The 26,723-nt window shown below is 65.2% G+C and carries 27 protein-coding genes and 1 riboswitch; of the genes, 9 read left to right on the top strand and 18 right to left on the bottom strand.

Features of this window, described 5'->3' with window-relative positions:
* Positions 1-68 precede the first annotated feature (68 nt).
* Positions 69-857, top strand: a complete 789-nt coding sequence (locus XM53_RS06280) for an alpha/beta hydrolase (RefSeq protein WP_057791436.1) — start codon at positions 69-71, stop codon at positions 855-857.
* A gap of 108 nt (positions 858-965) precedes the next feature.
* Here the strand turns inward: XM53_RS06280 and XM53_RS06275 are convergent, their stop codons facing one another.
* On the bottom strand, positions 966-1,964 hold the full coding sequence (locus tag XM53_RS06275) for a P1 family peptidase (protein WP_057791434.1): 999 nt from the start codon (positions 1,962-1,964) through the stop codon (positions 966-968).
* 162 nt (positions 1,965-2,126) lie between these two features.
* Between XM53_RS06275 and XM53_RS06270 the strand changes: the two genes are divergently transcribed.
* On the top strand, positions 2,127-3,365 hold the full coding sequence (locus XM53_RS06270; RefSeq protein WP_057791432.1) for an aminopeptidase P family protein: 1,239 nt from the start codon (positions 2,127-2,129) through the stop codon (positions 3,363-3,365).
* 64 nt (positions 3,366-3,429) lie between these two features.
* On the opposite strand, the gene XM53_RS06265 is transcribed toward XM53_RS06270, so the two are convergent.
* The 3 genes from XM53_RS06265 to XM53_RS06255 all read right to left on the bottom strand — a co-directional run bounded on the left by XM53_RS06265 (position 3,430) and on the right by XM53_RS06255 (position 5,138).
* On the bottom strand, positions 3,430-3,735 hold the full coding sequence (locus XM53_RS06265; protein ID WP_057791430.1) for a hypothetical protein: 306 nt from the start codon (positions 3,733-3,735) through the stop codon (positions 3,430-3,432).
* A gap of 37 nt (positions 3,736-3,772) precedes the next feature.
* Complete coding sequence (locus tag XM53_RS06260) at positions 3,773-4,447, bottom strand: PspA/IM30 family protein (protein ID WP_057791429.1); 675 nt, start codon at positions 4,445-4,447, stop codon at positions 3,773-3,775.
* Positions 4,448-4,538: 91 nt separating this feature from the next.
* The gene (locus tag XM53_RS06255; protein ID WP_057791427.1) at positions 4,539-5,138 is read right to left on the bottom strand and encodes a TetR/AcrR family transcriptional regulator; all 600 of its coding nucleotides are present in this window, start codon (positions 5,136-5,138) and stop codon (positions 4,539-4,541) included.
* Between the two features lie 185 nt (positions 5,139-5,323).
* Here XM53_RS06255 and XM53_RS06250 point away from each other — a divergent pair, with 185 nt between their 5' ends.
* Positions 5,324-5,920, top strand: a complete 597-nt coding sequence (locus XM53_RS06250; RefSeq protein ID WP_057791618.1) for a DUF1523 family protein — start codon at positions 5,324-5,326, stop codon at positions 5,918-5,920.
* A gap of 2 nt (positions 5,921-5,922) precedes the next feature.
* Here the strand turns inward: XM53_RS06250 and XM53_RS06245 are convergent, their stop codons facing one another.
* From XM53_RS06245 to XM53_RS06205, 9 genes are all read right to left on the bottom strand, one after another.
* Positions 5,923-6,795 (bottom strand): dimethyl sulfoxide reductase anchor subunit family protein, encoded by an 873-nt coding sequence (locus XM53_RS06245; RefSeq protein WP_057791425.1) that lies wholly within the window; start codon positions 6,793-6,795, stop codon positions 5,923-5,925.
* Positions 6,795-7,574 (bottom strand): 4Fe-4S dicluster domain-containing protein, encoded by a 780-nt coding sequence (locus XM53_RS06240; RefSeq protein ID WP_057791422.1) that lies wholly within the window; start codon positions 7,572-7,574, stop codon positions 6,795-6,797. Before XM53_RS06240 ends, XM53_RS06245 begins: the two co-directional genes overlap by 1 nt.
* Complete coding sequence (locus tag XM53_RS22975; protein ID WP_144435478.1) at positions 7,571-7,723, bottom strand: DUF2244 domain-containing protein; 153 nt, start codon at positions 7,721-7,723, stop codon at positions 7,571-7,573. The genes XM53_RS06240 and XM53_RS22975 overlap by 4 nt, the downstream gene beginning before the upstream one ends.
* 115 nt (positions 7,724-7,838) lie before the next feature.
* Positions 7,839-10,664, bottom strand: coding sequence for a molybdopterin oxidoreductase family protein (locus tag XM53_RS06230; RefSeq protein ID WP_057791419.1), 2,826 nt, complete (start codon positions 10,662-10,664; stop codon positions 7,839-7,841).
* A 123-nt stretch (positions 10,665-10,787) separates the two neighbouring features.
* Positions 10,788-11,846, bottom strand: coding sequence for an acetate/propionate family kinase (locus XM53_RS06225; RefSeq protein WP_057791417.1), 1,059 nt, complete (start codon positions 11,844-11,846; stop codon positions 10,788-10,790).
* Entirely contained in the window at positions 11,843-12,700 is an 858-nt protein-coding gene (locus XM53_RS06220; protein ID WP_236544431.1) for a phosphate acyltransferase, read from the bottom strand. Before XM53_RS06220 ends, XM53_RS06225 begins: the two co-directional genes overlap by 4 nt.
* Positions 12,701-12,858: 158 nt before the next feature.
* The gene (gene xsc / locus XM53_RS06215) at positions 12,859-14,637 is read right to left on the bottom strand and encodes a sulfoacetaldehyde acetyltransferase (RefSeq protein WP_057791413.1); all 1,779 of its coding nucleotides are present in this window, start codon (positions 14,635-14,637) and stop codon (positions 12,859-12,861) included.
* Positions 14,638-14,882: 245 nt separating this feature from the next.
* Positions 14,883-16,340, bottom strand: coding sequence for a MocR-like pyridoxine biosynthesis transcription factor PdxR (gene pdxR, locus XM53_RS06210; protein WP_057791411.1), 1,458 nt, complete (start codon positions 16,338-16,340; stop codon positions 14,883-14,885).
* Between the two features lie 175 nt (positions 16,341-16,515).
* Positions 16,516-17,211, bottom strand: a complete 696-nt coding sequence (locus tag XM53_RS06205) for an ArsR/SmtB family transcription factor (protein WP_057791409.1) — start codon at positions 17,209-17,211, stop codon at positions 16,516-16,518.
* A gap of 75 nt (positions 17,212-17,286) precedes the next feature.
* Here XM53_RS06205 and XM53_RS06200 point away from each other — a divergent pair, with 75 nt between their 5' ends.
* Positions 17,287-17,613, top strand: a complete 327-nt coding sequence (locus XM53_RS06200) for an NIPSNAP family protein (protein WP_057791407.1) — start codon at positions 17,287-17,289, stop codon at positions 17,611-17,613.
* Positions 17,610-17,957 (top strand): antibiotic biosynthesis monooxygenase family protein, encoded by a 348-nt coding sequence (locus XM53_RS06195; protein ID WP_057791404.1) that lies wholly within the window; start codon positions 17,610-17,612, stop codon positions 17,955-17,957. The genes XM53_RS06200 and XM53_RS06195 overlap by 4 nt, the downstream gene beginning before the upstream one ends.
* Positions 17,958-18,060: 103 nt before the next feature.
* Here XM53_RS06195 and XM53_RS06190 read toward each other — a convergent pair whose 3' ends face one another.
* The 5 genes from XM53_RS06190 to thiD form a co-directional block, all read right to left on the bottom strand.
* A complete protein-coding gene (locus XM53_RS06190) occupies positions 18,061-19,152 on the bottom strand; it encodes a CaiB/BaiF CoA transferase family protein (RefSeq protein WP_057791403.1) in 1,092 nt (363 codons plus the stop codon).
* An 8-nt stretch (positions 19,153-19,160) separates the two neighbouring features.
* The gene (pncB, locus tag XM53_RS06185; protein ID WP_057791401.1) at positions 19,161-20,453 is read right to left on the bottom strand and encodes a nicotinate phosphoribosyltransferase; all 1,293 of its coding nucleotides are present in this window, start codon (positions 20,451-20,453) and stop codon (positions 19,161-19,163) included.
* A gap of 45 nt (positions 20,454-20,498) precedes the next feature.
* Entirely contained in the window at positions 20,499-21,698 is a 1,200-nt protein-coding gene (locus XM53_RS06180) for an aminotransferase-like domain-containing protein (protein WP_057791399.1), read from the bottom strand.
* An 81-nt stretch (positions 21,699-21,779) separates the two neighbouring features.
* A complete protein-coding gene (locus tag XM53_RS06175) occupies positions 21,780-22,943 on the bottom strand; it encodes a WD40/YVTN/BNR-like repeat-containing protein (RefSeq protein WP_057791397.1) in 1,164 nt (387 codons plus the stop codon).
* 158 nt (positions 22,944-23,101) lie between these two features.
* Entirely contained in the window at positions 23,102-23,926 is an 825-nt protein-coding gene (gene thiD, locus XM53_RS06170) for a bifunctional hydroxymethylpyrimidine kinase/phosphomethylpyrimidine kinase (protein ID WP_057791395.1), read from the bottom strand.
* A gap of 36 nt (positions 23,927-23,962) precedes the next feature.
* Positions 23,963-24,051, bottom strand: a riboswitch (TPP riboswitch).
* A 224-nt stretch (positions 24,052-24,275) separates the two neighbouring features.
* On the opposite strand from thiD, the gene smpB reads away from it, so the two are divergent.
* The 4 genes from smpB to XM53_RS06150 all read left to right on the top strand — a co-directional run.
* A complete protein-coding gene (gene smpB / locus XM53_RS06165; RefSeq protein WP_057791393.1) occupies positions 24,276-24,752 on the top strand; it encodes an SsrA-binding protein SmpB in 477 nt (158 codons plus the stop codon).
* Positions 24,753-24,848: 96 nt separating this feature from the next.
* Positions 24,849-25,139, top strand: coding sequence for a hypothetical protein (locus XM53_RS06160; RefSeq protein ID WP_057791391.1), 291 nt, complete (start codon positions 24,849-24,851; stop codon positions 25,137-25,139).
* Positions 25,140-25,220: 81 nt separating this feature from the next.
* Positions 25,221-26,078, top strand: coding sequence for a 3-mercaptopyruvate sulfurtransferase (gene sseA / locus XM53_RS06155; protein WP_057791389.1), 858 nt, complete (start codon positions 25,221-25,223; stop codon positions 26,076-26,078).
* A partial coding sequence (locus XM53_RS06150; RefSeq protein ID WP_144435477.1) for an aminotransferase class I/II-fold pyridoxal phosphate-dependent enzyme occupies positions 26,078-26,723 on the top strand: 646 nt, incomplete at its 3' end. The genes sseA and XM53_RS06150, both read left to right, overlap by 1 nt.

Raw genomic sequence — 26,723 nt, 5'->3', positions numbered from 1 at the left:
AAAAACTGTTGCTCATGGCAAAGCATCTGGGGCACGGAATGTCTAGGGCCAGACCGAAGGAGAAAATCATGAAACTGGACGACGCCTATGCCAACGTCCCCAACATCCCCGGCGGCGAGGATTATCCGCCGCGCTGGGCCGCCGAGGCGGCCGCCTTCCGCGAGGCACGCGCACCAGGCCGCGACGAGCTCGGCGTTCCCTACGGCGACACACCCCGCCAGGCCTACGATATCTTCCGCCCCGAAGCCGCGCCCGAAGGCACGCTCATCTTCGTTCATGGCGGCTACTGGCTCCGCTTCGACCGCAGCTACTGGTCCCACTTCGCCACCGGCGCGCTGGCCCGTGGCTGGTCCGTCGCCATGCCCTCCTACGACCTTTGCCCCGATGTCCGCATCGCCGACATCACCCACCAGATCGCGCGCGCCATCCAGACCATCGCGGGCACCACCGATGGCCCCGTCGCCCTTGCCGGTCACTCCGCCGGCGGCCACCTCGTCTCGCGCATGGCTGAACCCGGCCTCCTGCCTGACAACGTCACCGACCGGATCACCACGATCACCCCAATCTCCCCGGTCTCCGACCTGCGCCCGCTGCTGCAGACATCGATGAACGACCAGTTCCAGCTCACCGAAACCAGCGCCGCCGCCGAAAGCCCGGCCCTCATGACCGACCGCCTCGGCATCCCCACCCGCATCTGGGTCGGCGCCGAGGAACGCCCCGTCTTCCTCGACCAGGCCCGCTGGCAGGCCGACGCTTGGTCCTGCCCTTTGCGCATCGACACGGGCCGTCACCATTTCGACATCATCGACGCCCTGAAAGACCCCGACAGCCCGCTCATGACCGATATCCTGGGCTAAGCGACACCGCGCTCTTTCTTGGCAAAAATACTCAAAAGCCAAAGCCCGCCACGCGCCCGACGCAATGGCCCTGCGTAGGGTGGGTGAAAACCCACGCGCCCCCGCGCCTCATCCCTGACTGAACCGCTCCGCCCAACACGGCACCCCGTCCCTCTCCGCCGGACGTGCCGCAAAAACCGCCCTCGCAATCGCCCGCGCCACGCAACTCGCCGCCGCATGGCCCAGCGCCAACTGCCCCGCCACGTCGGGCGCGTCCCCGTGCCCCGTTGCCGCGGCAAAGATCAGATCCCCGTCCATAGGCGTGTGCGACGGCAACAGCGCCCGGGCATACCCATCATGCGCCGCCACCGCCATCCGCGTGCATTGCGCCTGGGTCAGCTTTGCATCCGTCGCCACGATCCCAATCGTCGTCGCCGCGTGCTGCGCCAGCTTTGTCCGAGGCTCCTGCACATCCCCGAACGCGCGCGCCGCGCCCAATCCGCCAAACTCGCCCTCCATCTCGAACGGCGCCGCCCAGAACTCTCCGCGCTCGCCGGCCACCGCGGACCCCAGCGCGTTGACCGCCACAAGCGCCCCCACAGTCACGCCCGATGCCAGCACGACCGAGGCCGAGCCAATTCCGCCCTTGAAATCCGCCGTCACCGCACCCGCTCCGGCCCCGAAACTGCCAATCTCGAAAGCCTCTCTCCGGGCCGCCAGCGCCGCCCGCCCAAGTGTCTTATACGGGTTCTCCCCCCAGTCCTTCTCCCCGCCATTCAGCAGGTCGAACAGGATCGCCCCCGGCACAATTGGCACGCGCTGGTCGCCCACGGCAAACCCACGCCCCTCGGCGCGCAACGCATCCGCCACGCCCGACGCCGCATCCAGGCCAAACGCCGACCCGCCCGACAGCACCAGCGCATCGACCTCCTCCACCACCTTGTCCGGGGCCAGCAAATCCGTCTCCCGCGTGCCCGGCGCCCCGCCCATCACATGCACGCCCGCCGTGAACGGCGCGTCGCTCACCACAACGCTCACCCCGGTCTTCACCGCCGCATCCTCGGCCTGCCCCACCAGTATGCCCGGCACATCCGTGATCAGATTCCGCTTGCCCGGTCTTGCCGTCATGATTCGTTCCCGTCCTCGCAATGTCGCAAATCATCTTGCCAGACCTGCCCCGCTCTGCAAGAACAGCGTCAGACCCGGGGGCGATGGCGTCGCCCCAATCACGGGTTCCTACCCCAACAGTCCTGAACGCCGGGACCTTTCTTTGATTAGGAGGGTCACACGATGACTGCACCCCAAATCCACACCGATGTCACGGGCGCACGCCCCGAATTCTACCGCTTCCACAACGGCGAAAAGGCCCCGTTGCCCTTCGCTGCCTCCGAGTACGACCAGCGCCTGACCGGCCTGCGCCGCATCATGGCGGAAACCGGCGTCACCGCCGCCGTCTTCACCTCGATGCACAACATCGCCTACTATTCGGGCTTCCTTTACTGCGCCTTCGGGCGGCCCTACGGCCTTGTCGTGACGGCGACCGACAGCGTCACCATCTCGGCGGGCATCGACGCGGGCCAGCCGTGGCGCCGCTGCCACGGCGACAACATCACCTATACCGACTGGCAGCGCGACAATTATTGGCGCGCCATCGCGTCCGTCACCGGCACCGGCGGCGTCATCGGCTTTGAGTCCGACCACCTCACGCTCCAACAATGTGGCAAGCTGGACCACTTCCTTTCGCCAAAGGAAACGGTCGACCTGTCAACTCACACCATGACCCAGCGCATGGCCAAGTCCCCGGCCGAAATCGCGCTCATCCGTCAATGCACCGCCATCGCCGACGTGGGCGGCCATGCCATCCGCGACGCGGTGCGCATCGGCACCCGTGAAATCGATGTGGCCATGGCCGGGCGCAACGCGATGGAGCTGGAAATCGCCCGCCGCTTCCCCGATGCCGAGTACCGCGACAGCTGGGTCTGGTTCCAGTCCGGCCTCAACACCGATGGCGCCCATAACCCCGTCACGTCCCGGCAACTCCAGAGCGGCGACATCCTGTCACTCAACACCTTCCCGATGGTCTCGGCCTATTACGTGGCCCTCGAACGCACCATGTTCGCGGCCGAGGTCGACGCCGCCTCGCTCGCCATCTGGCAGGCCAACGTCGCCGCCCACGAATACGGCATGTCCCTGCTCAAGCCCGGCATCTCCTGCGCCGAGGTCACCCACAGGATCAACGCCTTCCTGGCCGAGCGTGACCTGCTGCAATACCGCACCTTCGGCTATGGCCACAGCTTCGGCATCCTGTCGCATTACTACGGCCGCGAGGCGGGCCTCGAACTGCGCGAGGATATCGACACCGTGCTGAAACCCGGCATGGTCATCTCGATGGAACCGATGCTGACCATCCCCCAGGGCCAGCCCGGCGCCGGCGGCTACCGCGAACACGACGTGCTGGTCATCACCGAAAACGGTAACGAGAACATCACCGGCTACCCCTACGGGCCGGACTTCAACGTGGTCGGCTGAAACACGAAAACGCCCCCCGGAAAAATTCCCGGGGGGCGCTTCAGCCCTGATCTGTGGCACTAACCTATGCCGCGTCCTTGCGCTCGGGCCCATAGCTCTCGCCCACGTAATCCTCCAGCAGCTTTTCGTTCCTGGCTTCTTCGATCCGGTTGATCCGGTCGATCCGCGCCTGGTTCTCGAACCGGTATTTCACGAAATTCACCAGGCTCAGCGTCAGCAGCAGCACCGCGATCCCCCAGAACCCCTTGGTCGACAGCGGCACCTCGGTCGAAAGCCACAGCGACATGCCCAGCAGTACATAAGCCGCCGCCACGCCAATCGCGTTGAACGCCATGATCACGGTGTTGTCGGGTTTGTCATTGAATTGCATTGGTCGTCTCCTCGTTCGCTTTAGAAATGGATTTCAGTTACTTGCGCTTCAGCCGATCCAGCACCTGGTCCGCCGTCACTTTCGTCACCGGGCCAAAGCCCTGCTCCTCCATGCGGGCATCCAGGCTTTCATGGTTCAGGTCCGCCTCGATCCCCTGAAGGATCTGCGATTGCTCGAACGGATCATCCCGCCCCACGACCCGCGCGATCAATTCTTCGGCCTCGTCCGCGGCCGACGTGTTGCCGATCGTGGTCCGCAGCGAGCCCTGCACCTGCTGCTCGCGGCGGATGGCCCGGGCCGTCACCGCGCCCTGCTTGAGGTCGATCAGCCGCCGATGCGCCACTTCCACGCTTCCGCGCAGCCGGATCACCTTGGCCTCCAGCCGGTCGACCGTGCCCTGCCGAAGCTGCGCCTCGTTCTCCATCGTCGCGACGGCATCCGCCGCCTGTCGGGCAAGGTCTTCGCGCTCTGCAGCCAAGGCATCTTCCGCCCGTCGCACCATCGTGTCGATCCGGCCTTGCAAAGCGTCCAGGATCCGCTTTTCCGACCTCTGCCGCTGAATGAGCGAAGCCAAGGTCGCCTTCGCCGCCCTCAACTGTGCATCCGAGTCGCGGATCTTCTGATCGATCAATTCGATCGCGAAGGCGTCCTTGACCTGCTCCTCCGCCCGCGCATTCGCCCCGGCGATCAATGTCTTCAGTGTCGTGAACATATTCCAATCCCTTTCGTGAACAATGTTCATGAATAGAGATATACAGCAGATTGAACATCGTTCAAGAAATATTTTGAACGATGTTCAGAAACTATCTGTTTCCGGTGACATTCCCGATCACCAGTGCAATCATCCGGGTCATATCGGCGCGCGACACCTCTGACACCTGATTGTCCAGTCCCAGCGCGATAATGCCGTGCACCGATGAAAACAGTGCCCGCGCCATAAGCACCACATCGTCCTCCGGCATCTTCGGAAAACAGTCCCGCACCGGGGCCTCGATCAGGCCGAACAGACGTTTCATCTGTTCATGATACCAGTCCGGCGCCTCGACACCCGCCACCGTCTGCACTTCGAAAAGCGCCCGCCATGCGTTACGATTGGCCTCCGCAAAATCAAGATAAGCCTCTGACATCGCGATCATGCGGTCCGTCGGGCTGTCTTGCAGGCGATCCTCCAGGCTGGCCTCAACCGCCTGCCCCAGCCGCACGAATGTGCGCCCGTTCACCGCGATGACGATGTCGTGCAAATCTCCGAACACATTGTAAATCGCCCCCAGCGCGCATCCCGCCTCGCGCGCCAGTTCCCGCGCCTTGACCGCCGTGAGTCCGCCTTCCGTCACCTTCACCTCGGCCAGGTCGATCAACGTCTTTCGCAGCGCGTCGCGCCGCGCCTCAACTTTACCCGCCATGCAGCCTCCGAACTTGAACTTCGTTCAGGAGTATACATCATGGCGCAAAAGCCAACCCCGAAGCGACACCGCAAACCAGATCCCGGTTTGCCCTGTCCCCCGGGTCAATGTCACACTATATCGCGCACAACAGCCGGCGCATCGGCGCTGAACCGAAAGCAAACACACAATCGCAAGGGGCCGCCATGCACTACGTCAAATGGATCTTCGTCGCCGCCTTCTGGCTGCTGGTCGCGGGCTTTCTGCACTACACCCTTCCGCAGCACGATATCGCGCGCATCACCGATACTTATGAAAAGCGCATCGACTTCGGCGAAAACTCGATCTTCTGGTCGAACGTGGGCAGCGGCGACGCCGAAGGCACGGTCAACCGCGACATCTTCTTCATCCAGACCCGCCTCGCCGATGGCGAAGTCATGGTTTACCGCAACGAGGATACCGGCTGGGGTTGGCCGCCCTATTTCAAGTTCGACACCACGAACCTTCAGGCCGAGGCCGCCGACCAGCGCTCCACCTCCGAGACGCCGAAATGGGTCTCCATCACCCATTACGGCTGGCGTAACGAGTTCCTGTCGATCTTTCCCAACGCCATCTCGGTGGCGCGGGTCGAGGGTCCGAACGTCACGATCATTCCGTGGTTCAACATCATCTTCCTGACCCTGCTCGCGGCGCTCGTCTGGGCCATCCGCGCCCGCTGGGTGCGCTTCCGCGAACGCCGGATCGACCCAACCACGGACGAATGGGGCCTCACCGATCCGCAGCCCGGTCGCGACCGCCTGTAGACCTAACGCTTGCCGTAGTAGAGGCCGACCACATGCTCGGCCTCCGCAAAAAACAGCCAGCGCGACGCCGCGATCCCGCCCAGATGCGCCAACACGGCCACCAGCGCCGCTATATGCGAAAACGGGACCAGCAGCAGCACGAAAGGAATCGTGTACCCGAACAAGAGCGCGATCATCCGAAGCTTCTGCGCGTGCTTTCTCCCCACCACATAGACGAATTCCCGCAGCAGGTAGTTGTTGCCGGTATGCGGCGGCTCGAATGCCCGCACGGTGCCGATATTGCCCAATCCCGTGGCCGTCGCCATATCCGTCCCGCTCTGCGCGAACGCGCGGTCCCCGCGCAGCCACCAAGCCACCTGCGCCAGCGCCGCAATTGGTATCAGGATCAGCGCAATCGCCACCTGTCCCGCCAGTAATGCGCCCCCGGCCAGTGCAATCGCCATGAACAAAAGCGGCGTCAGCGGCGTATTCCAGCGCGGCACCGTCTTCATCTGCGTATAGATCATCGAGGTGGTGAACACCGTCACCGCCGACAGCACAGCGCCGGTGATGCCCACCAGCAACCAGGCCGTGTCGAAAAACACCAGCCCCGCGCCATAGATCGCCATCACGACCAGCGCCGCGACCGACGACACCCCCTCCCGGCTCAGCCACGAGGACCGCCATTGAGTGAACGCCTTCAGCGCCCGCTCAGGGTGGCCCAGGTGAAAAGTTGAGGCCATCAGCCCACCCACCGCCAGCAGGTAGGCAATCACGAAGAACGTGAACGCGACCCATCCGGTTGGCACGATGACCCCAAGCCCAAGCCAAAAGAGCAGGCCGAATCCAAGGCCCGACAGCGTGGTGAATACGATAACGGACGGTGCGGGATGCATCAGATCTTCTCCAGCGCTTTATCAAGCCAGCCGATGAACCCTTTCGGCTCTTCCGCCACGGGGGCCAGCAGCGGCGCCAGCACGTCGATCTGCGCGTCTGGCGCGGCCATCACGCGGTCCTTGGGCCGGGGCGGCAGGTACTGGTTCACGGGTTTCGTGCCCTGTTCCGGCATCAGGTCCATGCCGCCGCGTTCCGCGACCAGCTTGGACACGTCGCTGTCAGGATCGCCCAGATCCCCGAAATGCCTTGCCCCCGCCGGACAGGTCCGCACGCAGGCCGGCACCCGGTCCTCCTCGGGCAGGTTGTCGTTGTAGATCCGGTCGACGCACAGCGTGCATTTCTTCATCACGCCCTCGGCCTCGTCCATCTCGCGCGCGCCATAGGGACAGGCCCAGGCACACAGCCCGCAGCCGATGCAATCGCTCTCGTTCACCAGAACGATCCCGTCCTCGACCCGTTTATAGCTGGCGCCGGTTGGACATACGGTCACGCATGGTGCGTCCTCGCAATGCAGGCACGACTTCGGGAAGTGAATGAGCTGCGCCGCCGGATGCGGCATCCCGCTCTCGGCCAGGGGCTGCACCTCGTAGGAATGCACCCGGTTCAGGAACGTGCCGCGCGGGTCGTCCCCATAAGGGTCCTGATCGCTCAGCGGCGCGCCGTAATTCTCGGTGTTCCACCCCTTGCAGCTGACCACGCAGGCGTGACAGCCGACGCACGTGTCGAGGTCAATCACCAGCCCCATTTTGCGCTGCGTCGTTTCGGGAAGCGTCGTCATGCCTGCCGCTCCTCTGTCTTGGCTGGGACGCCACCGCTCTGGGGCGCATCCTCGCTCGAATTCCAATTGCCGATGAACCACACGAAGGTTCCGACCACGAAGATCACGAAGGCCAGTATGGCAATCAATGTCAGGGTCTTGCCGCTCACCGCCGCACCTCCGCACACCCAAGTTCCGCGCAGAAAATGGGCCGGAAAATACGCATTTTCCGCCCAAGACTTTTCGAAAAGTCTTGGCAATTTTCTGGGCAGAAAATTCCCGCGCTCATTTGCCCACCTTCCAGCGCAACTCATCCGGCCCGGTCCCCACCGGCGACCGGATCGGCGCGAATGTCGGATGCACCTCGTCGGGGGCCGCCGTCTTCTCGATCTTCACGCGCAGGTCGAACCATGCCGCCTGTCCGGTCACCGGATCACTGTTCGCCCAGCGCAGCCCGTCGCCCTTGGGCGGCAAAAGCTCGTGAATGAGATGGTTCAGCAGAAACCCCTTCGTCGCCTCCGGCGCGTCCTTTTCCAGCGCCCAGGCGCCCTTGCGCTTGCCGATCGCGTTCCACGTCCAGACCGTGTTCTCGTTCAGCGCCGCCATATGCGCCACCGGCACCGTGATCTCGCCATGGGCCGAGGTCACACGCGCCCAATCCCCCTCGGCAAAGCCGTTCGCCTCCCATATCTTGGTCGGCAGATACAGCGGATTGCGCCCATGGATCTGCCGCAGCCACGCATTCTGCGACCCCCACGAGTGATACATCGCCATAGGCCGCTGCGTCAGCGCGTGCACGGGATATTCCACCGGGTCCACATGCCCGTCCTCGAAGGGCGGATACCACACCGGCAGCGGGTCCAGCGTCGCCTTGATCCGCTCGCGCAGGTGCTCAGGCGGCTGCCGCTCCCCATGCCCCTCGGCGGCCAGCTGGAACTTGCGCATCGTCTCGGCATAAAGGTCAAAGATATAGGGCTGCGGGCTGTCATAGAGACCCATGCCCACCGCCCATTCCTGATAGCCCATGTTCCACGGCTTCATATAGGCGTGTTCCTTGGCGATATGGTTCACGAAGAACCCGCCATTCTCGATATACGTCTTCAGCTGGTCCTCGTTCGGCGCCCCGCGCCCGTGGGTCAGCCCGTCCTCGCCCTTGCGCCACCCGGCCAGTGGGCCAATGCCCGGCTTGCGTTCGTGGTTGACGATGTAATCGGCGTAATCCGCCCACTTGGCGCTGCCATCCTCGTTGGTGAACCCCGGCAGCTTCATCTTGTTGGCCAGCAGCACCAGCGCCGTCTGAAACCCCTTCACGTCGCGGTCCGGTTCAACCACCGGCCAGCGGATGGCGTCAGCGGCGGCATCCGCCTCGCAGATCGGGCGGTCCAGCAGGCTGATGCAATCATGTCGCTCCAGATAGGTCGTGTCGGGCAGAATCAGATCGGAATAGGCGACCATCTCGGAACTATACGCATCCGAATAGATGATGTGCGGAATGACGTACTCGCCGTCCTCATCGGTGTCGGTCAGCATGTCGATCACGCCGCGCGTATTCATCGTGGAATTCCACGCCATGTTCGCCATGTACATGAACAGCGTGTCGATCTTGTAGGGGTCCCCCGCATGGGCATTGCTGATGACCATATGCATCATGCCATGCGCGCTCATCGGGTTCTCCCAGGTGAACGCCTTGTCGATCCGCGCAGGTGTGCCGTCTTCCTTCAGCGCCAGGTCTTCCGGCCCGCGCACGAACCCCAGGTGCGGGCCGTCCAAAGGCTTGCCCGGCGTCACCTTGCAATGCGGCGTCGGGTGGATGCTGACCGGCTTGGGATAAGGCGGCTTGAACCGGAACCCACCAGGCACCTCGACCGACCCCAGCAGAATCTGCAACAGGTGCAGGCTCCGGCAGGTCTGGAACCCATTCGAATGCGCCGAGATCCCGCGCATCGCGTGAAAGCTCACCGGGCGGCCCACCATGGTCTTGTGCGTCTGGCCCCGAAAATCCGTCCACTCCCGTTCCAGCACGATCTCTTCCTCAAAGGCCACGCGCGCCAGCTCCGCGGCAATCGCCCGGATACGCCGCGCACTCACGCCGCACCGCTCCGCCACCGCCTCGGGCGCATACTCCTTGCCCATGTACCGCTCTGCCAGCAGGTGCATCACCGGCCGGTGCGTCACGCCATCCTTTTCATAGCTGGCCGACAGGTCCGGCTTCACGCCCTTCTTGTCGAACGCCGCAGGCTCCCCGGTGACCCGGTCGATCACCAGAAGCTTGCCGTTCTCGTCGCGCATCAGCAGGCCGTGGTCCGGCGAGCTGGCATCGCAATTCACCAGCACCGGGGCATTGGTGTATTCCGCAAGATACCGCAGGTCGATCTTCCCCGCGCGCAGCAATTCATGCACCAGCGCAAGGATGAACAGCCCATCGGTCCCCGGCGTGATCCCGACCCACTCGTCGGCAACCGCGTTATATCCCGACCGGATCGGGTTCACCCCGATCACCTTGGCGCCGCGTTCCTTCACCCGCCCGAGCCCCATCTTGATCGGGTTGCTGTCATGGTCCTCGGCCACGCCGAAAATCATGAACAGCTTCGTATTCTCCCAGTCCGGCTGCCCGAACTCCCAGAACGCGCCGCCCATCGTGTAGATGCCCGCCGCTGCCATGTTGACGCTGCAAAACCCGCCATGCGCGGCATAGTTCGGCGTCCCGAAATTCTGCGCCCAGAAACTGGTGAAGCTCTGGCTCTGGTCTCGCCCGGTGAAGAACGCCAGCTTCTCCGGCGCCTCCTGCCGCAGCGGCTCCAGCCAGCCGGTGGCGATCTCCAGCGCCTCGTCCCAGCTGATTTCCTCGAACTCGCCCGACCCCCTCGGCCCGACCCGCTTCAGCGGCGCCCGCAGACGCGACGGCGCGTTGTGCTGCATGATCCCCGCACTGCCCTTGGCGCACAGCACGCCCTTGTTCACAGGGTGGTCGCGGTTGCCCTCGATATAGGCAACTTTGCCATCCTTCATGTGCACGTTGATCCCGCAGCGGCAGGCGCACATGTAGCAGGTCGTCTTGCGCACCTCGTCGGACACCTTGGGCGAGGTGTCCAGTTTGGGCTGATCCAGCATGTCGTCGCCTCCCTTGGCTTGTCCCGGTCACGCTAGGCCAGTTCGCACCGCCCCGCGACCGCTTCTCTCGGTTCGTTCGCTTTCCCGAAGCGTTTTGCCGGGAAAGCCGAAAATCTCATGCGCTCAGCCGGGCAACAGCCCGACCACATCTCGCGCAATCTGCCGTTCCTCGTCGGCGGGCACCACGTGCACAGGGATCTCACCCAGCCACTTCAGATGCTCCATGATACGGTCCCGTATCGTCGCGGCGTTCTCGCCAATGCCCCCGGTAAACGCCACCGCGTCCACGCCATGCATCGCGGCAATAGCGGACCCGGCCTGCCGCGCCGCCCAGTAGCAGAAATGCTCGACGGCGAACCGCGCATCCTCATCATCGCGACTTAACAGAGTGGCCATGTCATTCGTCCCGGCCAGCCCCTTCAGCCCGCTTTCCTTGTTCAGGATCGTGCCCGCGCCCTCGATCCCGTGATCCTCGGCCAGTCGCAGCACTGCCATCCCGTCGATGCACCCCGTCCGAGTGCCCATCACAAGGCCATCCAGCGGCGAGTACCCCATCGAATTCGCCACAGACTTTCCCTCGACCATCGCGCACAGGCTCGCGCCATTCCCAAGATGCAGCCCCAGCAACCGCTGCGGCAGGTCATCCCCGAAATGCATGACCATCCCGGCATAGGACAGGCCATGAAACCCGTACCGCCTTATGCCCTTGTCCCGCTCCGCTCGCGGCAGGGCATAGGTCACCGCCACGTCGGAGTTGGTCGCATGAAACGCCGTGTCGAAACTGGCGAATTGCGGCAGGTCCGGCGCCAGCCCGGCAAGCGCCCGCACCCCTGACAGGTTGTGCGGATTGTGCAGCGGCGCCAGCGGCACCACCGCCTCGATCCTCGCAATCACCTCGTCGGTCAGCCGCTCCGGCGCCGTCAGATGCGCCCCGCCATGCACCACGCGATGACCCGCCGCCGCGAGCGACGACACCGGGTGCCCCGCCGCCTCCAACTTCTCCAGGATCAAACCCAACGCCGCCGTATGGTCCGCAACCGAAACGTCCTGCGTCTCACCCCCCAGGCTCAGCCGCCCCTGTCCGCCAATCTCTGTCACCGACCCCGACAGAACCGACTCCAGCGCAGGCGTGAACAACTCCACCTTGATCGAGGACGACCCGGCATTGACGACCAGGATCATGCCGCCCCCCCGATCACGCCCAGCGCCGCCGAGGCGATGCGCTCTTCCGCGCCCTGCGCCCGGCTGGTCAGCAATATCGGCACCTTCGCGCCCAGCACCACGCCGGCACAACAGCACCCCATGCCGAACGACATCAGCTTGAACAGCGCGTTGCCCGTGGTGATGTTCGGCGTCAGCATGATGTCGGCATCGCCCGACACTTCCGACTCATAATTCTTCGCCTCTGCCGCCGCCTTCGACAGGATCAGGTCCATCGCCATCGGCCCCTGCACCACCGCCCCCGGCAGCGCGCCCTGCGCCCACTCCGCGATCTCGACCGCCTCCATCGTGTTGGGCACCGTCGGGATCGGGTCCTCGGTCGGGGCCAATATCCCCGCCTTTGGCCGCTCGATCCCCAGCTTGTAGGCCAGCATCACCGCATGGCTCAGGCACGCCTGCCGCGTCTCAACGTCCGGGTCCACATTCAGCGCCGCATCGGTCAACAAGAGGGGCCGCTCGGACCCCGGCATCGTGATGTGAAACACATGCCCGCAGCGCGTGCCTTTCTCGCGCAGCCCCGCCGCCGACGGCAGCAGGCCTTTCAGAAAGGTCGAGGTATGAATCTGTCCTTTCATGATCGCGCCCACCTCGCCGGTCCGCGCCATCTCGGCCGCCACCGGCGCGGCTGTCTCCTTCGGCGCATGGATCAGCGGCAGCCCCGCGATATCCCACCCGATCTCTTTCGCCACAGCCTTGATCTTGTCGCTGTCCCCGATCAGCACCGGGTCGGCCAGACCGGCCTCGGCCGCCTCTCGGATGCCCTGCAACGGGTTCGGCGCCCCGGCATTCACCAGCGCCACACGCGGCCGCGGCAAGCCTTGCGCCCGCGCCAACAACGAAGGCGGGCACGTGGGTTCACTTGCGGCGAGAAAGGGATATCGGTCTGTCATGTCTTGTCCTGTCGCTCTGTCCAGGGCCCTGATCGGCCCCGCGTGGCAAGAGTATGCCCGCGGGGCCACAGGATTGCGACGTCTCAGACCCGTTGCTCGACCATGTCGTCGGCGCTGATCCCGGCCACTTCCACCGGTTTCTTCATGGCATCCCGGCGGAACGGCTCGCCCAGCTCCTGGTTGATCATCGCCTCGATCAGCGTTGTCGTGCCGTTCTCCATCTGCTCCTTGATCGCCGTGTTCAGCGCATCTGTCAGTTCGTCCATGGTCCGCGCCACGACACCTTTCAGCCCGCAGGCCTGGGCGATCCCGGCATAGCTCACGTCATCGTCCAGTTCCGTGCCCACGAAGTTGTCGTCGAACCAAAGCGTGGAGTTCCGCTTTTCCGCCCCCCACTGGTAGTTGCGGAAAACGATCTGCGTGATCCCCGGCCACTCGCTCCGGCCGATTGCGGTCAGCTCGTTGACCGCGATGCCGAACGCACCGTCCCCGGCAAAGCCCACAACGGGCACGTCCGGGCACCCGATCTTGGCCCCCACGATGGCGGGCAGGCCGTATCCACAGGGCCCGAACAGCCCCGGCGCCAGGTATTTCCGCCCCTCGTCGAAATCGGGGTACGCATTGCCGATTGCACAGTTGTTGCCGATATCGCTGGAAATGATCGCATTTCGCGGCAGCGCGCCCTGAATGGCCCGCCACGCCATGCGCGGGCTCATCCAGTCGGGCTTGGCATCCCGCGCCCGCTCGTTCCACGTGGTGCCGGGGTCGTCATCCTCGTGGTCCATGCTGGCCAGCTGCTGCGCCCATTTGCTCTTGGTCTCGGCAATCTTCGCCTTGCGCGCGTCGCGCTCGTGATCCCCCGCCGTCTCGCTCAGGTTCTTCAGGATACCCTGCGCCACCTTGGCCGCATCGCCCACGATCCCCACGGTCACCTTCTTGGTCAGGCCGATCCGGTTGGGGTTGATATCCACCTGGATGATCTTCGCATTGGCAGGCCAGTATTCCATGCCATAGCCCGGCAGGGTGGAAAACGGGTTCAGCCGCGTGCCCAGGCACAGCACCACGTCCGCCTCCTTGATCAGCTCCATCCCCGCCTTGCTGCCGTTATAGCCCAGCGGCCCGGCAAACAGCGGATGCGAGCCCGGGAACGCGTCATTGTGCTGATAGCCCACGCAGACCGGCGCGGTCAGCCGCTCGGCCAGCTCCATCGACGCCTCGATCCCGCCCTTGGACAGCACGACGCCCGCACCGTTCAAAATCACCGGGTTCTTGGCCTCGCTCAACAGCGCGGCGGCCTCGGCCACAGACTTGGTGCCACCGGGGCTGACCTCGAATTCGATCGCCTGGGGGATCTCGATATCCACCACCTGCGTCCAGAAATCGCGCGGGATGTTGATCTGCGCCGGACCGCACAGGCGCTTGGCCTGGCTGATCACCCGCGCCAACACCTCGGCCACCCGCGTCGGGTCACGCACCTCTTCCTGATAGGCCACCATGTCCTCGAACAGCTTCATCTGCTCGACTTCCTGGAACCCGCCCTGTCCGATGGTCTTGTTGGCCGCCTGCGGCGTCACCAGCAAAAGCGGCGTGTGGTTCCAATAGGCGGTCTTCACGGCGGTCACGAAATTGGTGATCCCCGGCCCGTTCTGGGCAATCATCATGCTCATTTTGCCGGTCGCACGGGTATAGCCATCGGCCATCATCCCCGCGCTGCCTTCGTGCGCACAGTCCCAAAACGTGATCCCGGCCTTCGGGAACAAGTCCGAGATCGGCATCATCGCCGACCCGATGATCCCGAACGCGTGCTGGATCCCATGACGTTGCAGCGTTTTGACAAAGGCTTCTTCGGTGGTCATCTTCATGACAGTGCTCCTGAACATTGGAAAAGGGCCGGTCCTCCCCCGGCGCGGTTTGAGGGGAAGCTACCCTTGCAGTCACCCCCATTCTAGGGCCAGTTTCCGCTGCATACTATAGCCAGAGAGGATTTTTATTGAGACTTTGGGTCTCAAAAATCAGCAAAATCGACATGTGGCGCGTCCGGCCAAGGTCCGTTTCCGCCTTTTGAACAAGGCGTTCGAGCGATTCCGCACCAAGGCCCCAACTGGCCTTACGCCCTCAGCTCATTCGCCAGTATCCCGATCCCGTCCGCAATCCGCTCCGAAGGAATCGAGGAATAGGCCAGCCGGTAGAAATTCCGCGGCGCCCGCGCCGCCTCGAAGAACGGCCGCCCCGGCTCGATCAGAACGCCCCGGGCCTGCAACCGGCGCGCAAGATCTTCGGTATCCACCCCCTCCGGCGCCCGCATCCAGATCGAGCTTCCGCCGAACACGCCGCGCCCTTCCACGCCGAGGCCCTGATCCTCCAGCGCGGTCTCCATCACCTGCCGCCGCCGCGCATAGGCCTTGCCGATCCGCCGGATCAGGCTGTCGTAATGCCCCAGGCTCAGGAAATAGGCCGTGGTCCGCTGCACATGCCCCGGCGGATGCCGCAGCACGCTCGCCCGCAGAGCCCGCGCCTCGCGGATGAACGCCTGCGGCCCCACCAGGTAACCCAGCCGCAGCCCCGGAAAGATCGACTTGGAAAAGCTGCCCACGTAAATCACCCGCCCATCGGTATCGAGCGATTTCAGCGATGGCAGCGGCGCGCGCAGAAAGCTGATCTCGAACTCGTAATCGTCCTCGACGATCAGCGCCTCCATCTCCCGCGCGCGGGTCAGCAGCTCCTGTCGCCGGTCCAGCGGCATGGTCGCATTCGTCGGCGCCTGGTGGCTCGGCGTGGTGAAAATCACCTCCGCCCGCTCCGGCAGGGCCTGCGGCCGCAGCCCATCACGATCCACCGGCACCGGCGCCATGTGACAACGCGATTGCGTCAGGATATCGCGCAGCGCGTGGTAACACGGCTCTTCCACCGCCGCCGTCCGCCGCTGCGTCAGCAACACCTGCGCGGTCAGCCACAGCGCGTTCTGCGCCCCCATCGTCAGCAATATCTCTCCCGGCTCCGCCAGGATCCCCCGTCGTGGCAGCGTATGCCGCGCGATGAACTCGATCAGCTTGGGATCGTCTTGGTCATAGGCATCCGCCGCCAGCGCCTGGAACTCCTTCTGCCCCAGCGCTCGCAGCGCGCAATGCCGCCAGCTTGCATGATCGAACAGGCTCGGATCCGTCTGACCGAAAATGAACGGGTAGGGATAGCTCGACCAATCCCGCGGCTTCTCCGGCGTCGCCCCGCCGGTGTAACGCCGCCCGATCGCCCGCCCCCAGTCGATCATGTCGCCCTTCGCCGCACTTGGCGTGAATGCCGGCGGTTCCGGCGCGTTCTGCGACACGAAATACCCCGACCGGTCTCGGCTCTCCAGATAGTCGTTGGCCTGCAACTCGGTATAGGCCAGCGTCACCGTGATCCGGCTCACCCCAAGGTGCTCGGCCATCCTGCGCGAAGAGGGCAGCTTCTCGCCTTTGCGGAATCGCCCCGACAGGATGCCCTGCGCGATCATCTGCTGGATCTGCGCCTGCAACGTCCCTTCCGCCTCGGGCGACAGGAAAAAGCTTTCCACCGATATGGCCATAAGCTGAACTCTACACTGGTCTCATCGCCCCCGCAATCTGGACCGATGCCCACGGCTTTCACTGTTCCCCAAATACTCCCGCCGGAGGCACCTGAACACCTGACCGGCAGGGCAACGCCCGCGCCTACGCGCAACCGTCCCGAACGCGTAGGGTGGGTGAAAACCCACGCGCCGCTCAAACGTGGCGCGACCTCCCGCCAAAGACCTCCGAAAACGCCGCCTCTCCGTCGCGCGAAAACCGCACCACCCGCGTACCCGTCACCCGCGCCGCCCAACCCATCTCCTCCATCCGGCTCAACATCGCCCGCCCCAGTTGCCCCGCCAGGTGCGACCGCCGCTCCGACCAGTCCAGGCAGTCGCGGCAAAGCGGCGCCCGCGATTTCGGCAAACCGTTCAGGTCGATCCCGAACCCGGCCACGAATCTCCGCCCCGCCGCCGTCAGCTCCAGCGCCGCACCGCTCCGCCGCAACACGCCCCGCGCCAGTAGCGCATCATACATCTGCGTGCCCATGTCGCCCGCCAGGTGGTTGTAACAGACCCGCGCCCGCCGCATCTCCGGGTCGCGCGGCCCCGGTCGTGTGCGCAGCGCGCCGGTCCCGGCGGCCAGCCCCATCAGCGCCTCCAGCACATCCGCCACCTCGTCGCCCGCCAGCCGGAAATACTTGTGCCGCCCCTCGCGGCGCAGCGCGATCAGCCCGCCACCTTCCAGCTTCGACAGATGCGCCGAGGCCGTCTGCAACGTCACCCCCGCCTCGCCCGCCAGCTCGCTCGCGGTCAGAGCCTTGCCGCTCATCAGCGCGGTCAGGATATTCGCCCGCGCCGGATCTCCGATCAGCGCGGCTACACGGGATATGTCAGGTCCGTCTTTCATAGTTCGACAATAACCGAACCATTAAAACCTGTCCATCGGCTAGAACATTCCCGAACCCATCCAAGGAGACCGGCCATGCTCACCTGCATCATCCGCTACCACATCGACCCCACCAAACATGCCCAGCTCGCGCGCTACGCCCGCAACTGGGGCACCGCGATCCCGCGCTGCGGCGCCGACCTCATCGGCTATTTCGCCCCCCACGAAGGCTCCTCGACCCTGGTCTACGGCATCTACAACATCCCCGACCTGGCCGAATACGAAGCCTATCGCGCCCGCCTCGCCGCCGATCCGCTGGGGCGCGAAAACTACGCCTTCGCCCAATCCGAGAAGTTCCTCTTGCGCGAGGACCGCACCTTCCTGAAATGTGTCTCAAACCCACAGGAAGGAGCCCCCAAATGATCGCCGTCATCTTCGAGGTCATGCCACACCCCGACCAGAAAGACGCCTATCTCGACATGGCCGCCAAGATGAAACCGCTTGCGGAAGGCATCGACGGCTTCATCTCGGTCGAGCGGTTTCAAAGCCTGATGAACCCCGAGAAACTCCTCTCCCTCAGCTTCTGGCGCGACGAGGCCGCCCTCGACGAATGGCGCCGGCTCGAAGCGCATCGCGGCGCCCAGCGCGCCGGCCGCGAGATCATGTTCGACGATTACCGCCTGCGCGTCGTGTCGGTGATCCGCGACTACGGCATGTTCGAACGCGACGAGGCGCCCGCCGACAGCAAACAGGTCCACGGCGGCTGACCCCGCACGCCCCGTCCCGGGCCTGACCCGGGACCTCTCGTGGCAAGGGATCCCGGGCCACGTCCGGGATACCCGACCATACGGAAGCGACTGGAATAAACCGTCAGATCAGGTCGCGCGCGCGCAAATTCTCCAGCACCGCCTCGGTGTCCTGACCCCGCTCTGGCGTCGGGTTCGGCGCCGGGGCCTGCCCGTCGAACCGCGGCGCCGGGGCCGGTTGCAACCCGGTCTCTCCCGCGTGCCAGATCCCCCGCGCGGCGATATGCGGATCCTCCGCCGCCTCCCACGGGCTCAGCACCGGCGCGACGCAAGCGTCCGTGTCGTCAAAGAGCGCGGCCCAATGCGCGACCGGCCGCGCCGCGAACAGCGCCGACAGCCGCGCCGACTGTTCTGGCCACCGCGCCCGATCGTACTGCGCCACGAAAAGCGGATCGTCCTCCAGCCCCAGCAGGTCAAGGAAAAGCGCATAGAACTGCGGCTCCAAGCATTGCACCGACAGGTACTGCCCGTCTGCACAGGCATAGGTCCGCCCCCAGGGCGGCGCGTCCAGCAGGCTCTGCCCCCGCTCCCGCGACAGGTTTTCACCCCCCGCCATCGCCATGAAGAGCGCCATCATATGCGCCGACCCGTCGGTGATCGCCGCATCCACCATGGTGCCCTTGCCCGTCCGCTGCGCGTTCAGCAGACCGCTCAGAATACCGGCCACAAGGTACAGCGCCCCGCCCCCGATATCCCCCACGATCGTCGGCGGCGTCAGCGGCGCATCACCGGGCACCGAGGCATAGTAAAGCGCCCCCGCCGTGGCGATGTAGTTATAGTCATGCCCCGCCAGATGCGCCTTGGGCCCGTCCTGCCCCCAGCCGGTCATCCGCCCATAAACCAGCCTCGGATTGCTCTCGGCAAACACGTCCGGCCCCAGCCCCAGCCGCTCCATCACCCCGGGCCGCAACCCCTCGATCAGGGCGTCGGCTTCGCTCACCAGCGCCTTCGCCGCCGCCATGTCCCCGGGATCCTTGAGATCCAGCACCACCGCCCGCTTGCCCCGGTCGAGCATGTTGTGCGCACCCATCGTCGGATTGGCAGACCCGGGCCGCTGGATCACCGTCACCTCCGCCCCTAAATCCGCCAGCATCATGGCCGCGAAGGGCGCGGGGCCAAGGCCCTCGAATTCGATGATGCGGATGCCGGTGAGCATTGCGGTGCTCACACCACCACCTCCATCTCCTCCTGGTCCCCTACCCCGAAGACCCGCTTGTAGCGCTCGATCTGGTCCTCCGGTCCCATCGCCTTGCGCGGGTTGTCCGACAGTTTCACCGTGGGCTTGCCATCGGCGGCCACCGCCTTGCAGACCAGGCTGAAAGGCGCCAGCGCATCCCCCGGCGTCAGGCCGCGGAAATCGTTGGTCAACAGCGTCCCCCACCCGAACGACACCCGCACGCGGCCCGCGAACTGCTTGTGCAGCGACAGGATCTTCTCCTCGTCCAGCCCATCGGAAAAGATGATCAGCTTCCGCGTCGGGTCCTCGCCCCGGTCCTTCCACCACCGGATCGCGATCTCGGCCCCGGTCGCCGGGTCGCCTGAATCGATCCGTATGCCCGTCCACCCGGCCAGCCAGTCGGGCGCTTTGTCCAGAAACCCTTCGGTACCGTATGTATCGGGCAGGATGATCCGCAGGTTGCCGTCATGCTCGTCGTGCCAGTCCGACAGCACCTCATAAGGCGCGCGCGCCAGCGTCGCGTCATCCTCGGCCAGCGCGGCATAGACCATCGGCAGCTCGTGCGCGTTGGTGCCGATCGCCTCGAGGTCGCGATTCTTGGCGATCAGACAGTTTGAGGTGCCCACGAAATTGTCGCCCAGCCGTTCGGTCATCGCCTGCACGCACCAGTCCTGCCACAGGAAGGAATGCCGCCGTCGCGTGCCGAAATCGGCGATCCGCAGCCCCTCGACTCCGCGCAGCCGCTCGACCTTTTCCCACAGCTTGGTCATTGCCCGGGCGTACAGCACCTGCAACTCGAACCGCGCCATGTCGTGCAGCACCGCGCGCGAGCGCAGCTCCATCAGCACCGCCAGCGCCGGGATCTCCCACAGCATCACCTCGGGCCACTTGCCCTCGAAGGTCAGCTCGTACTGCCCGTCGCGCTTTTCCAGGTGATAGGGCGGTAGCCGCAGCTTCTCGAACCAGTCCATGAACTCGGGCGTGAACATCTGCCGCTTGCCATAGAACGTGTTGCCGCGCATCCACGTCGACTCCCCCCGCGACAGCGACAGCGAGCGGATATGGTCCAACTGTTCGCGCAACTCGCCCTCGTCCACCAGCTCGGCCAGCCGCACATCCTTGGTCCGGTTGATCAGCGAAAACGTGACGGTGGTGTCGGGCCGGTTGCGAAACACCGACTGGCACATCAGCAGCTTGTAGAAATCGGTGTCGATCAGGGACCGGACGATCGGGTCGATCTTCCACTTGTGGTTCCAGACACGGGTTGCGATGTCGACCATGGGCGGCCTCCGGTAGTCACGTTGCCGCCCGTTAGAGCAAAAGGGTCACGCCTCCGCAAGCGCGGCGCGGGTCGCTGTCGCCAGGCGCTCGATACCGGTCACCAGCTTGTCCTCGGTATTGTAGGTAAAGTTGATGCGGATCGAGCTATGGTCGCGCCCCTCGGGGTCGAACACCGACGAGGGCGAAATGCACACGCCATGCTCCAGCCCCACCTCCATCAGCCGGTTGGTATCTAGCGCGGGGTCCTTCGCCGTGGCCCAGACGAACATGCCCCCCGTCGGCCGCTCCCATGTGAACAGGTCGGGCAAATGTTCGTCCATCGCCGCGCACAGTGCATCGCGCCGCGCACGGTAAAGGTCGAGGATGTTGGGCAGCATGTCATCGGCCAGCCCGGTTGCAAAGGCGTCATGGGTGATCTGCTGGCACAGGCCGCTGGTGCACATGTCGGCGCTCTGCTTGGCCGCCTTCAGCACCTCGATCATCTCGGGCGCGGCGATGATCCACCCGATCCGCAAACCCGGCGCCAGCTCCTTGGACACCGTGCCAAGATAGATCACCGGCCCGTCATAAGGCGCCCCGGCCTCCTCCGCCGACAGCGTCAGCATCCGCGGCATCGGTGCGTCGTCATAATAAAGCGTGCCGTAGGGGTCATCCTCGATCAGCCAGGTGCCGGTATGGTGCGCGGCATCCACCAGCCGCCGGCGCGTCGCCGCATTCACCAGCTTGCCCGTCGGGTTCGAAAAATTCGGCACCGTATAGGCAAACTGTGCGCCGGTCATGGCCGCCACCGGGTCAAGGTCGTTCGCCTCCAGTCGCATCGGGCGATAGACCGGCTGCCGCGGCCGCCAGTTGTCGAGCGCGCCGAGATAGGCCGGCGTCTGCGAGGCGACCGTGCTGCCTTCCTCCAGCAGAACCGTGCCAATGAGGTTCAGCGCCTGCGCCCCGCCCGCGGTGATCAACACGTTGTCGCGGGTCAGCGTCAGGTCCCCTTCAGAATACCGCGCCGCAATCAGGTCCCGCAGCTTGGGCAGGCCAGCGACGGGGGCATAGGCCAGCGTCTCGTCCGCATGATCGGCCACGGCGGATGTCGCCAGCTTCGTCATGTCCTCGACCGGCCAGATTTCCGTGCCCGGCAGGCCACCGCCAAGGTTGACCAGCCCGGGAATACGCCCGGCGGCAAGAAAGGTGGCGGTCACGTCGTTGGTGTCGTCAAGCCATTTGGCAAAGGCGGGGCGCTGGGGCATCGGCTGTCTCCCGAAGTCGTGCAAGGGGTCGGGGCGTGCATAAAGGAAAATGAACGACTGTTCAATTCCCGTCCTGCGCGCTCAGCCCACAGGCTCGAACGCCTCGACCGACAGGATGGTGGGCATGTGCCGCGCAATCTCGCGCCAGCTGTCGCCCTCGTCAAGGCTGGCAAAGACAGACCCCGAATTGGTCCCGAAATAAAGGCCCGGCGCCTCCTGCGTGTCCCCGGCCATGGCCTGCCGCAGCACGGTGAAGAAACAGTTCTTTTGCGGCAGCCCTTCGCGCAGCGCCTCCCATGTCTCGCCCCCGTCGCACGACCGCCAGACAGCACAGGCCGCATCGGGCGGATACCGCCCCGCCATGTCGCCATTCAGCGGCAGCGTCCAGATCGTACGCGGATCGCGCGGATGCACCCGGATCGGAAAGCCGAAGGTCGAGGGCAGGCCCGGGGTGATGTCGTCCCACGACCGTCCGCCATCCGCCGACCGCCAGACGCCGTGATGGTTCTGCTGATAGAGCAGGTCCGCGTCGCCCGGCGCGCGCATGATGTTGTGCACACAATGCCCGGTCTCGCCGTCACGCGGCGCGGCGGGATGGTCATGCGCGCCGCAGGTCTCGGCATTGGACAGCCGGTTGCGCCGCTCCCAACTCGCGCCACCATCCTCGGTGGCAAAGACCCCGGCGGCGGAAATCCCGATCCACTGCTTTTGGGGCGCGTCAGGGTCGAAAACGATACTGTGCAGGACCAGCCCCGCGGCCCCGGGGTTCCAATCCTTCGCAGATGGATGCTCGGTCAACGCATCCACCTTGGCCCATGTCCGGCCATGATCCGTGCTCTTCAACAAGGTGGCGGGCTTCGTTCCGGCGTATAGCGTCCCGTGCGCGAACCCCAGCGACCAGACCTGTTCAAAGCTGCCGTCGAACGGCAGCGGCGCATCGGTCCAGCCGATCATCTCGGCAAAGCCCGGATCGTTCGCCGCCCAGTCGTCCATCTGCCCCCGCGTCAGCCGCTCCAGCGTCCACGTCCGGCCCTGATCCTCGGACCGCCACACGCCCGCCCCGAAGAACGCACCGCCACCCCCGGCCCAGATCGTGCCGGTGTCGGGATCGCCCGCAATGTGGTTGATGCACCAGCCGTCGCAATGCGGGCCGGTAACGTCCCAACTGTCGCGGCCTGCGCCTGAGGACAGGATAAAGGCACCCTTGGTGGTGCCGACAAGAAGGCTGACGCTGGAGGAAGACATGGCACGCGGCTCCGCTTGGTTCGCCAAAGCCTACCACGTCCAGCAGCGATTCCTCAGAGCGGGAATTGGCCGATCCCGATCCGTCAAAGGCAGTCTCGTTACCGTGCGACGAGAGGCCCCGGATCAGGTCCGGGGCGGAATGCGCCCCAATACAAAGGTCACGCCCATATCCCGGCGAAATGATGCGTCGGCCCGTGCCCCGAGCCCACGTCAAGCGCCCCGGCCCCAGCAATCGCCCGCGCGACATAAGCCTTGGCCTCGGCCACCGCCTCGGGCACCGGCTCTCCCCGCCCGATCCGCGCCGCCAGCGCCGCCGACAGGGTGCAGCCCGTGCCGTGGGTGTTGCGCGTGTCGACCCGCACGCCCTCGAACCAGTGCACACCGTTTGCATCGGCCAGCACGTCCGGGCTCTCTTCGCCATCAAGGTGCCCACCCTTCAGCAGCACCGCCGCGCAGCCCAGCGCCCGCAAGGCCTCTGCCTGCTCGGCCATCGCGCCGCGCGTCACCGCCGCGTCGCAGCCCAGCAGCGCCGCGGCCTCCGGCAGGTTCGGCGTGATCACCGCCGCCTTCGGTACCAGCGCCTCGCGCAGCGCCGCCACCGCATCCTCGGCCAACAGCGACGCGCCGCCCTTGGCCACCATCACCGGGTCCAGCACGACCGGCACGTCCGGCAAGGTCTCCGCCACCGCCCGGGCGATCTCCGCCGTGGCGATCATCCCGATCTTGACCGCGTCGATGCGCACGTCCTCGGCCACCACTCTGATCTGGTCAGCCACGAACTCCGGCGGCACCAGATGCACGCCCTGCACGCCTTGGGTGTTCTGCGCCGTCAACGCCGTCAGCGCGGCCATGCCATAGGCCCCGTTCGCCGAGATCGCCTTGAGGTCCGCCTGCACCCCGGCCCCGCCCGACGGGTCCGACCCGGCGACCGACAGGATGTTGGCGATCCGGCCCTTGGCTGTGGTGTTTGTCTCGGGGTTCATCCGGCTCCTTTCGCTGCGGCAAAAGGCTGGGTCCGACCGGCTTCGGTCGCGCCTTCCTCCGCCAGCATGATCTGGGTCAGGTTCAAAGGGTACATCTCAGCCCGAAGGCGCCCCTGGCTCTGCCGAAAGGATAGGCTCGGGTCACGGCCTGTCAACCGCACCGCACGGTGGCCTAAAAGTGGGGGTCGGACAATGGCACCGACGCGATACAGCCGCAAATACCGACGCGATACCGACACGGTTTTCGCGTCTCGCCCCGTGTTAAGCTTTCGATTCGCTCCGAAGGGGTTGGAAGGCCGGCGCGCAGGGTCTATCTTGGTTCCTTGCACGTTCCCAAGGCAGGCCCGACATGGTGAAACCCAAGATCAATCCGAACTACAAGGTCGTCGCCGAGAACCGCAAGGCGCGGCACGACTATGCCATCGAGGACGATCTGGAATGCGGCATGGTGCTCGCAGGGTCCGAGGTCAAATCCCTGCGCCAGAAGACCTCCAACATCGCCGAAAGCTATGCCGCGGTCGAGGATGGCGAGCTTTGGCTGGTCAACAGCTACATCGCTCCCTACGAGCAGGCCGTGCCCTTCGGTCACGAGGACCGTCGGCGCCGCAAGCTATTGGTTTCGCGCAAGGAAATGGCGCGTCTGTGGAACGAGACCCAGCGCAAGGGCATGACCCTCGTGCCCTTGGTGATGTATTTCAACGACCGCGGCATCGCCAAGATCAAGATCGGCATCGCCAAGGGCAAGAAGAACACCGACAAGCGCCAGACCGAGGCCAAGCGCGACTGGAACCGCCAGAAGCAGCGGCTTTTGCGCCACGGTATGTAAGCGCGTCGGTTTGCACTCTCTGCGGGTGCCTCGACTTTTGCTATTCTCCCCCCGTTCTGGAAGCGACACGCGAGATTGCACGGGGGACCGGGACGCATGGACTTACTGATCAGTCTGATCGCAGGCGCCATCGGCGGCAACATCGCCGGCGGCCTACTTCCCCGTCTTAACCTCGGGCTTCTGATCAATTCCCTCAGCGGCGTTCTCGGCGGTGCGTTGGGCAACCATGCCCTTGCCCTGCTGGGCGTTGGCGGGCTTGCTCAGACACCACCGGACAGCGCCGCCCTCGATCCTGCGGCCCTGATAACGCAACTGGCCGCGGGCGGTCTCGGCGGTGGCGCCTGCCTGCTGGCGGCCGGTCTTTTGCGCAACATCCTCACCCGCTGACCCGGCCTGCGACACACCCCGTTCGCTTGCACTGTCCCGCGTCCCGCGCTACGTCACTGTCAACCGCATCTGGGGGCTGTCATGGCGAACGACGATCCGAAAACACTGGTATCCACCGACTGGCTGGCCACGCATCTTACCGATCCCGACCTCAGGATCCTGGATGCCACGTATTTCCTTCCCGGCGTCGATCGCGATGCACGCGCCGAATATGACCAGGCGCACATCCCCGGCGCGCGCTTCTTCGATATCGACGACATCTCCGACCACCGCTCGGACCTGCCGCACATGGCGCCGCCGGTGGAAAAGTTCATGTCCCGCATGCGCCAGATGGGCGTTGGCGACGGTCACCAGGTGGTGGTCTACGACACCCACGGCCTCTTTTCGGCGGCCCGCGTCTGGTGGCTCTTCCGCCTGATGGGCCAGACCGATGTGGCGGTTTTGGACGGCGGCTTGCCCAAGTGGCTGGCCGAGGGCCGCCCGACCGAGGACCTGCCCCCGATGATCCGCGACCGCCACATGACCGTTCGGCGCGAAGCGCACCGCGTCAAGGACGTGACGCAAGTCGCCGCCGCCTCCAAGCTGGGCGATTACACCATCCTCGACGCGCGCGCGCCTGGCCGATTCCGGGGGGACGAACCCGAACCGCGCGAAGGTCTGCGTGCCGGGCACATCCCCAATTCCCGCAACGTGGCCTACAGCACCCTGCTCAACGATGACGGCACGATGAAATCCCCCGATGCGCTGCGCGCGATCTTCGACGCGGCCGGGGCGGATTTGTCGAAACCCGTCATCACAAGCTGCGGCTCGGGCGTGACCGCCGCGGTGATCAACCTTGCGCTGGAACGGATCGGCAAGACCGACCACGCGCTTTATGACGGATCATGGACCGAATGGGGCGCTTTCCCCACCGTCTCCGTCGCAACCGGAGAAGCCTGATGTTCGAACACCTCAAGGAACAACCCGCCGACAAGATCCTCGCGCTGATGCAGGCCTACAAGGACGATCCGCGCGATACCAAGATCGACCTCGGCGTCGGTGTCTACAAGGATGCCGAAGGCCGCACACCGATCATGCGCGCCGTCAAGGCCGCCGAAAAGGAATGGTGGAACGAGGAAGAGACCAAGGCCTATGTCGGCCTCGCCGGCGACCCGGCCTTTTCCGACGCGATGATCAGGCTGATCCTGGACGATGCCGCGCCCCGCGATGCGGTGGCGGCGGTGGCGACACCCGGCGGCACCGGCGCAGTGCGGCAGGCCTTCGACCTGGTGAAGATGGCCAACCCCGGTGCCCGGGTTTTCGTGTCGGACCCGACCTGGCCCAACCACCTCAGCATCCTCAAGCACATGGGGATCGAACACGTCCCCTACCGCTATTTCGACAACGACACCGGCGGCGTCGATTTCGACGGCATGATGCAGGACCTGGACGGCGTGAAAGCGGGCGACGTGATCCTGCTGCACGGCTGCTGCCACAACCCGACCGGCGCCAATCTGACGATGCAGCAATGGGGCGACGTCACAGACCTGGCCAACGCCAAGGGCGCCATCCCGATGATCGACATCGCGTACCAGGGCTTCGGCG

The sequence above is a fragment of the Roseovarius atlanticus genome (genome assembly GCF_001441615.1).
Taxonomy (GTDB): domain Bacteria; phylum Pseudomonadota; class Alphaproteobacteria; order Rhodobacterales; family Rhodobacteraceae; genus Roseovarius; species Roseovarius atlanticus.
Note: the sequence above shows the minus strand (reverse complement) of the source record. Positions and strands in the feature narration are given on the sequence as shown.

Excerpts from the sequence above, each read along its gene's own strand:
- XM53_RS06280 (WP_057791436.1), top strand. The coding sequence starts at position 69 with ATGAAACTGGACGACGCCTATGCCAACGTCCCCAACATCCCCGGCGGC.
- XM53_RS06275 (WP_057791434.1), bottom strand. The coding sequence starts at position 1,964 with ATGACGGCAAGACCGGGCAAGCGGAATCTGATCACGGATGTGCCGGGC.
- XM53_RS06270 (WP_057791432.1), top strand. The coding sequence starts at position 2,127 with ATGACTGCACCCCAAATCCACACCGATGTCACGGGCGCACGCCCCGAA.
- XM53_RS06265 (WP_057791430.1), bottom strand. The coding sequence starts at position 3,735 with ATGCAATTCAATGACAAACCCGACAACACCGTGATCATGGCGTTCAAC.
- XM53_RS06260 (WP_057791429.1), bottom strand. The coding sequence starts at position 4,447 with ATGTTCACGACACTGAAGACATTGATCGCCGGGGCGAATGCGCGGGCG.
- XM53_RS06255 (WP_057791427.1), bottom strand. The coding sequence starts at position 5,138 with ATGGCGGGTAAAGTTGAGGCGCGGCGCGACGCGCTGCGAAAGACGTTG.
- XM53_RS06250 (WP_057791618.1), top strand. The coding sequence starts at position 5,324 with ATGCACTACGTCAAATGGATCTTCGTCGCCGCCTTCTGGCTGCTGGTC.
- XM53_RS06245 (WP_057791425.1), bottom strand. The coding sequence starts at position 6,795 with ATGCATCCCGCACCGTCCGTTATCGTATTCACCACGCTGTCGGGCCTT.
- XM53_RS06240 (WP_057791422.1), bottom strand. The coding sequence starts at position 7,574 with ATGACGACGCTTCCCGAAACGACGCAGCGCAAAATGGGGCTGGTGATT.
- XM53_RS06230 (WP_057791419.1), bottom strand. The coding sequence starts at position 10,664 with ATGCTGGATCAGCCCAAACTGGACACCTCGCCCAAGGTGTCCGACGAG.
- XM53_RS06225 (WP_057791417.1), bottom strand. The coding sequence starts at position 11,846 with ATGATCCTGGTCGTCAATGCCGGGTCGTCCTCGATCAAGGTGGAGTTG.
- xsc (WP_057791413.1), bottom strand. The coding sequence starts at position 14,637 with ATGAAGATGACCACCGAAGAAGCCTTTGTCAAAACGCTGCAACGTCAT.
- pdxR (WP_057791411.1), bottom strand. The coding sequence starts at position 16,340 with ATGGCCATATCGGTGGAAAGCTTTTTCCTGTCGCCCGAGGCGGAAGGG.
- XM53_RS06205 (WP_057791409.1), bottom strand. The coding sequence starts at position 17,211 with ATGAAAGACGGACCTGACATATCCCGTGTAGCCGCGCTGATCGGAGAT.
- XM53_RS06200 (WP_057791407.1), top strand. The coding sequence starts at position 17,287 with ATGCTCACCTGCATCATCCGCTACCACATCGACCCCACCAAACATGCC.
- XM53_RS06195 (WP_057791404.1), top strand. The coding sequence starts at position 17,610 with ATGATCGCCGTCATCTTCGAGGTCATGCCACACCCCGACCAGAAAGAC.
- XM53_RS06190 (WP_057791403.1), bottom strand. The coding sequence starts at position 19,152 with ATGCTCACCGGCATCCGCATCATCGAATTCGAGGGCCTTGGCCCCGCG.
- pncB (WP_057791401.1), bottom strand. The coding sequence starts at position 20,453 with ATGGTCGACATCGCAACCCGTGTCTGGAACCACAAGTGGAAGATCGAC.
- XM53_RS06180 (WP_057791399.1), bottom strand. The coding sequence starts at position 21,698 with ATGCCCCAGCGCCCCGCCTTTGCCAAATGGCTTGACGACACCAACGAC.
- XM53_RS06175 (WP_057791397.1), bottom strand. The coding sequence starts at position 22,943 with ATGTCTTCCTCCAGCGTCAGCCTTCTTGTCGGCACCACCAAGGGTGCC.
- thiD (WP_057791395.1), bottom strand. The coding sequence starts at position 23,926 with ATGAACCCCGAGACAAACACCACAGCCAAGGGCCGGATCGCCAACATC.
- smpB (WP_057791393.1), top strand. The coding sequence starts at position 24,276 with ATGGTGAAACCCAAGATCAATCCGAACTACAAGGTCGTCGCCGAGAAC.
- XM53_RS06160 (WP_057791391.1), top strand. The coding sequence starts at position 24,849 with ATGGACTTACTGATCAGTCTGATCGCAGGCGCCATCGGCGGCAACATC.
- sseA (WP_057791389.1), top strand. The coding sequence starts at position 25,221 with ATGGCGAACGACGATCCGAAAACACTGGTATCCACCGACTGGCTGGCC.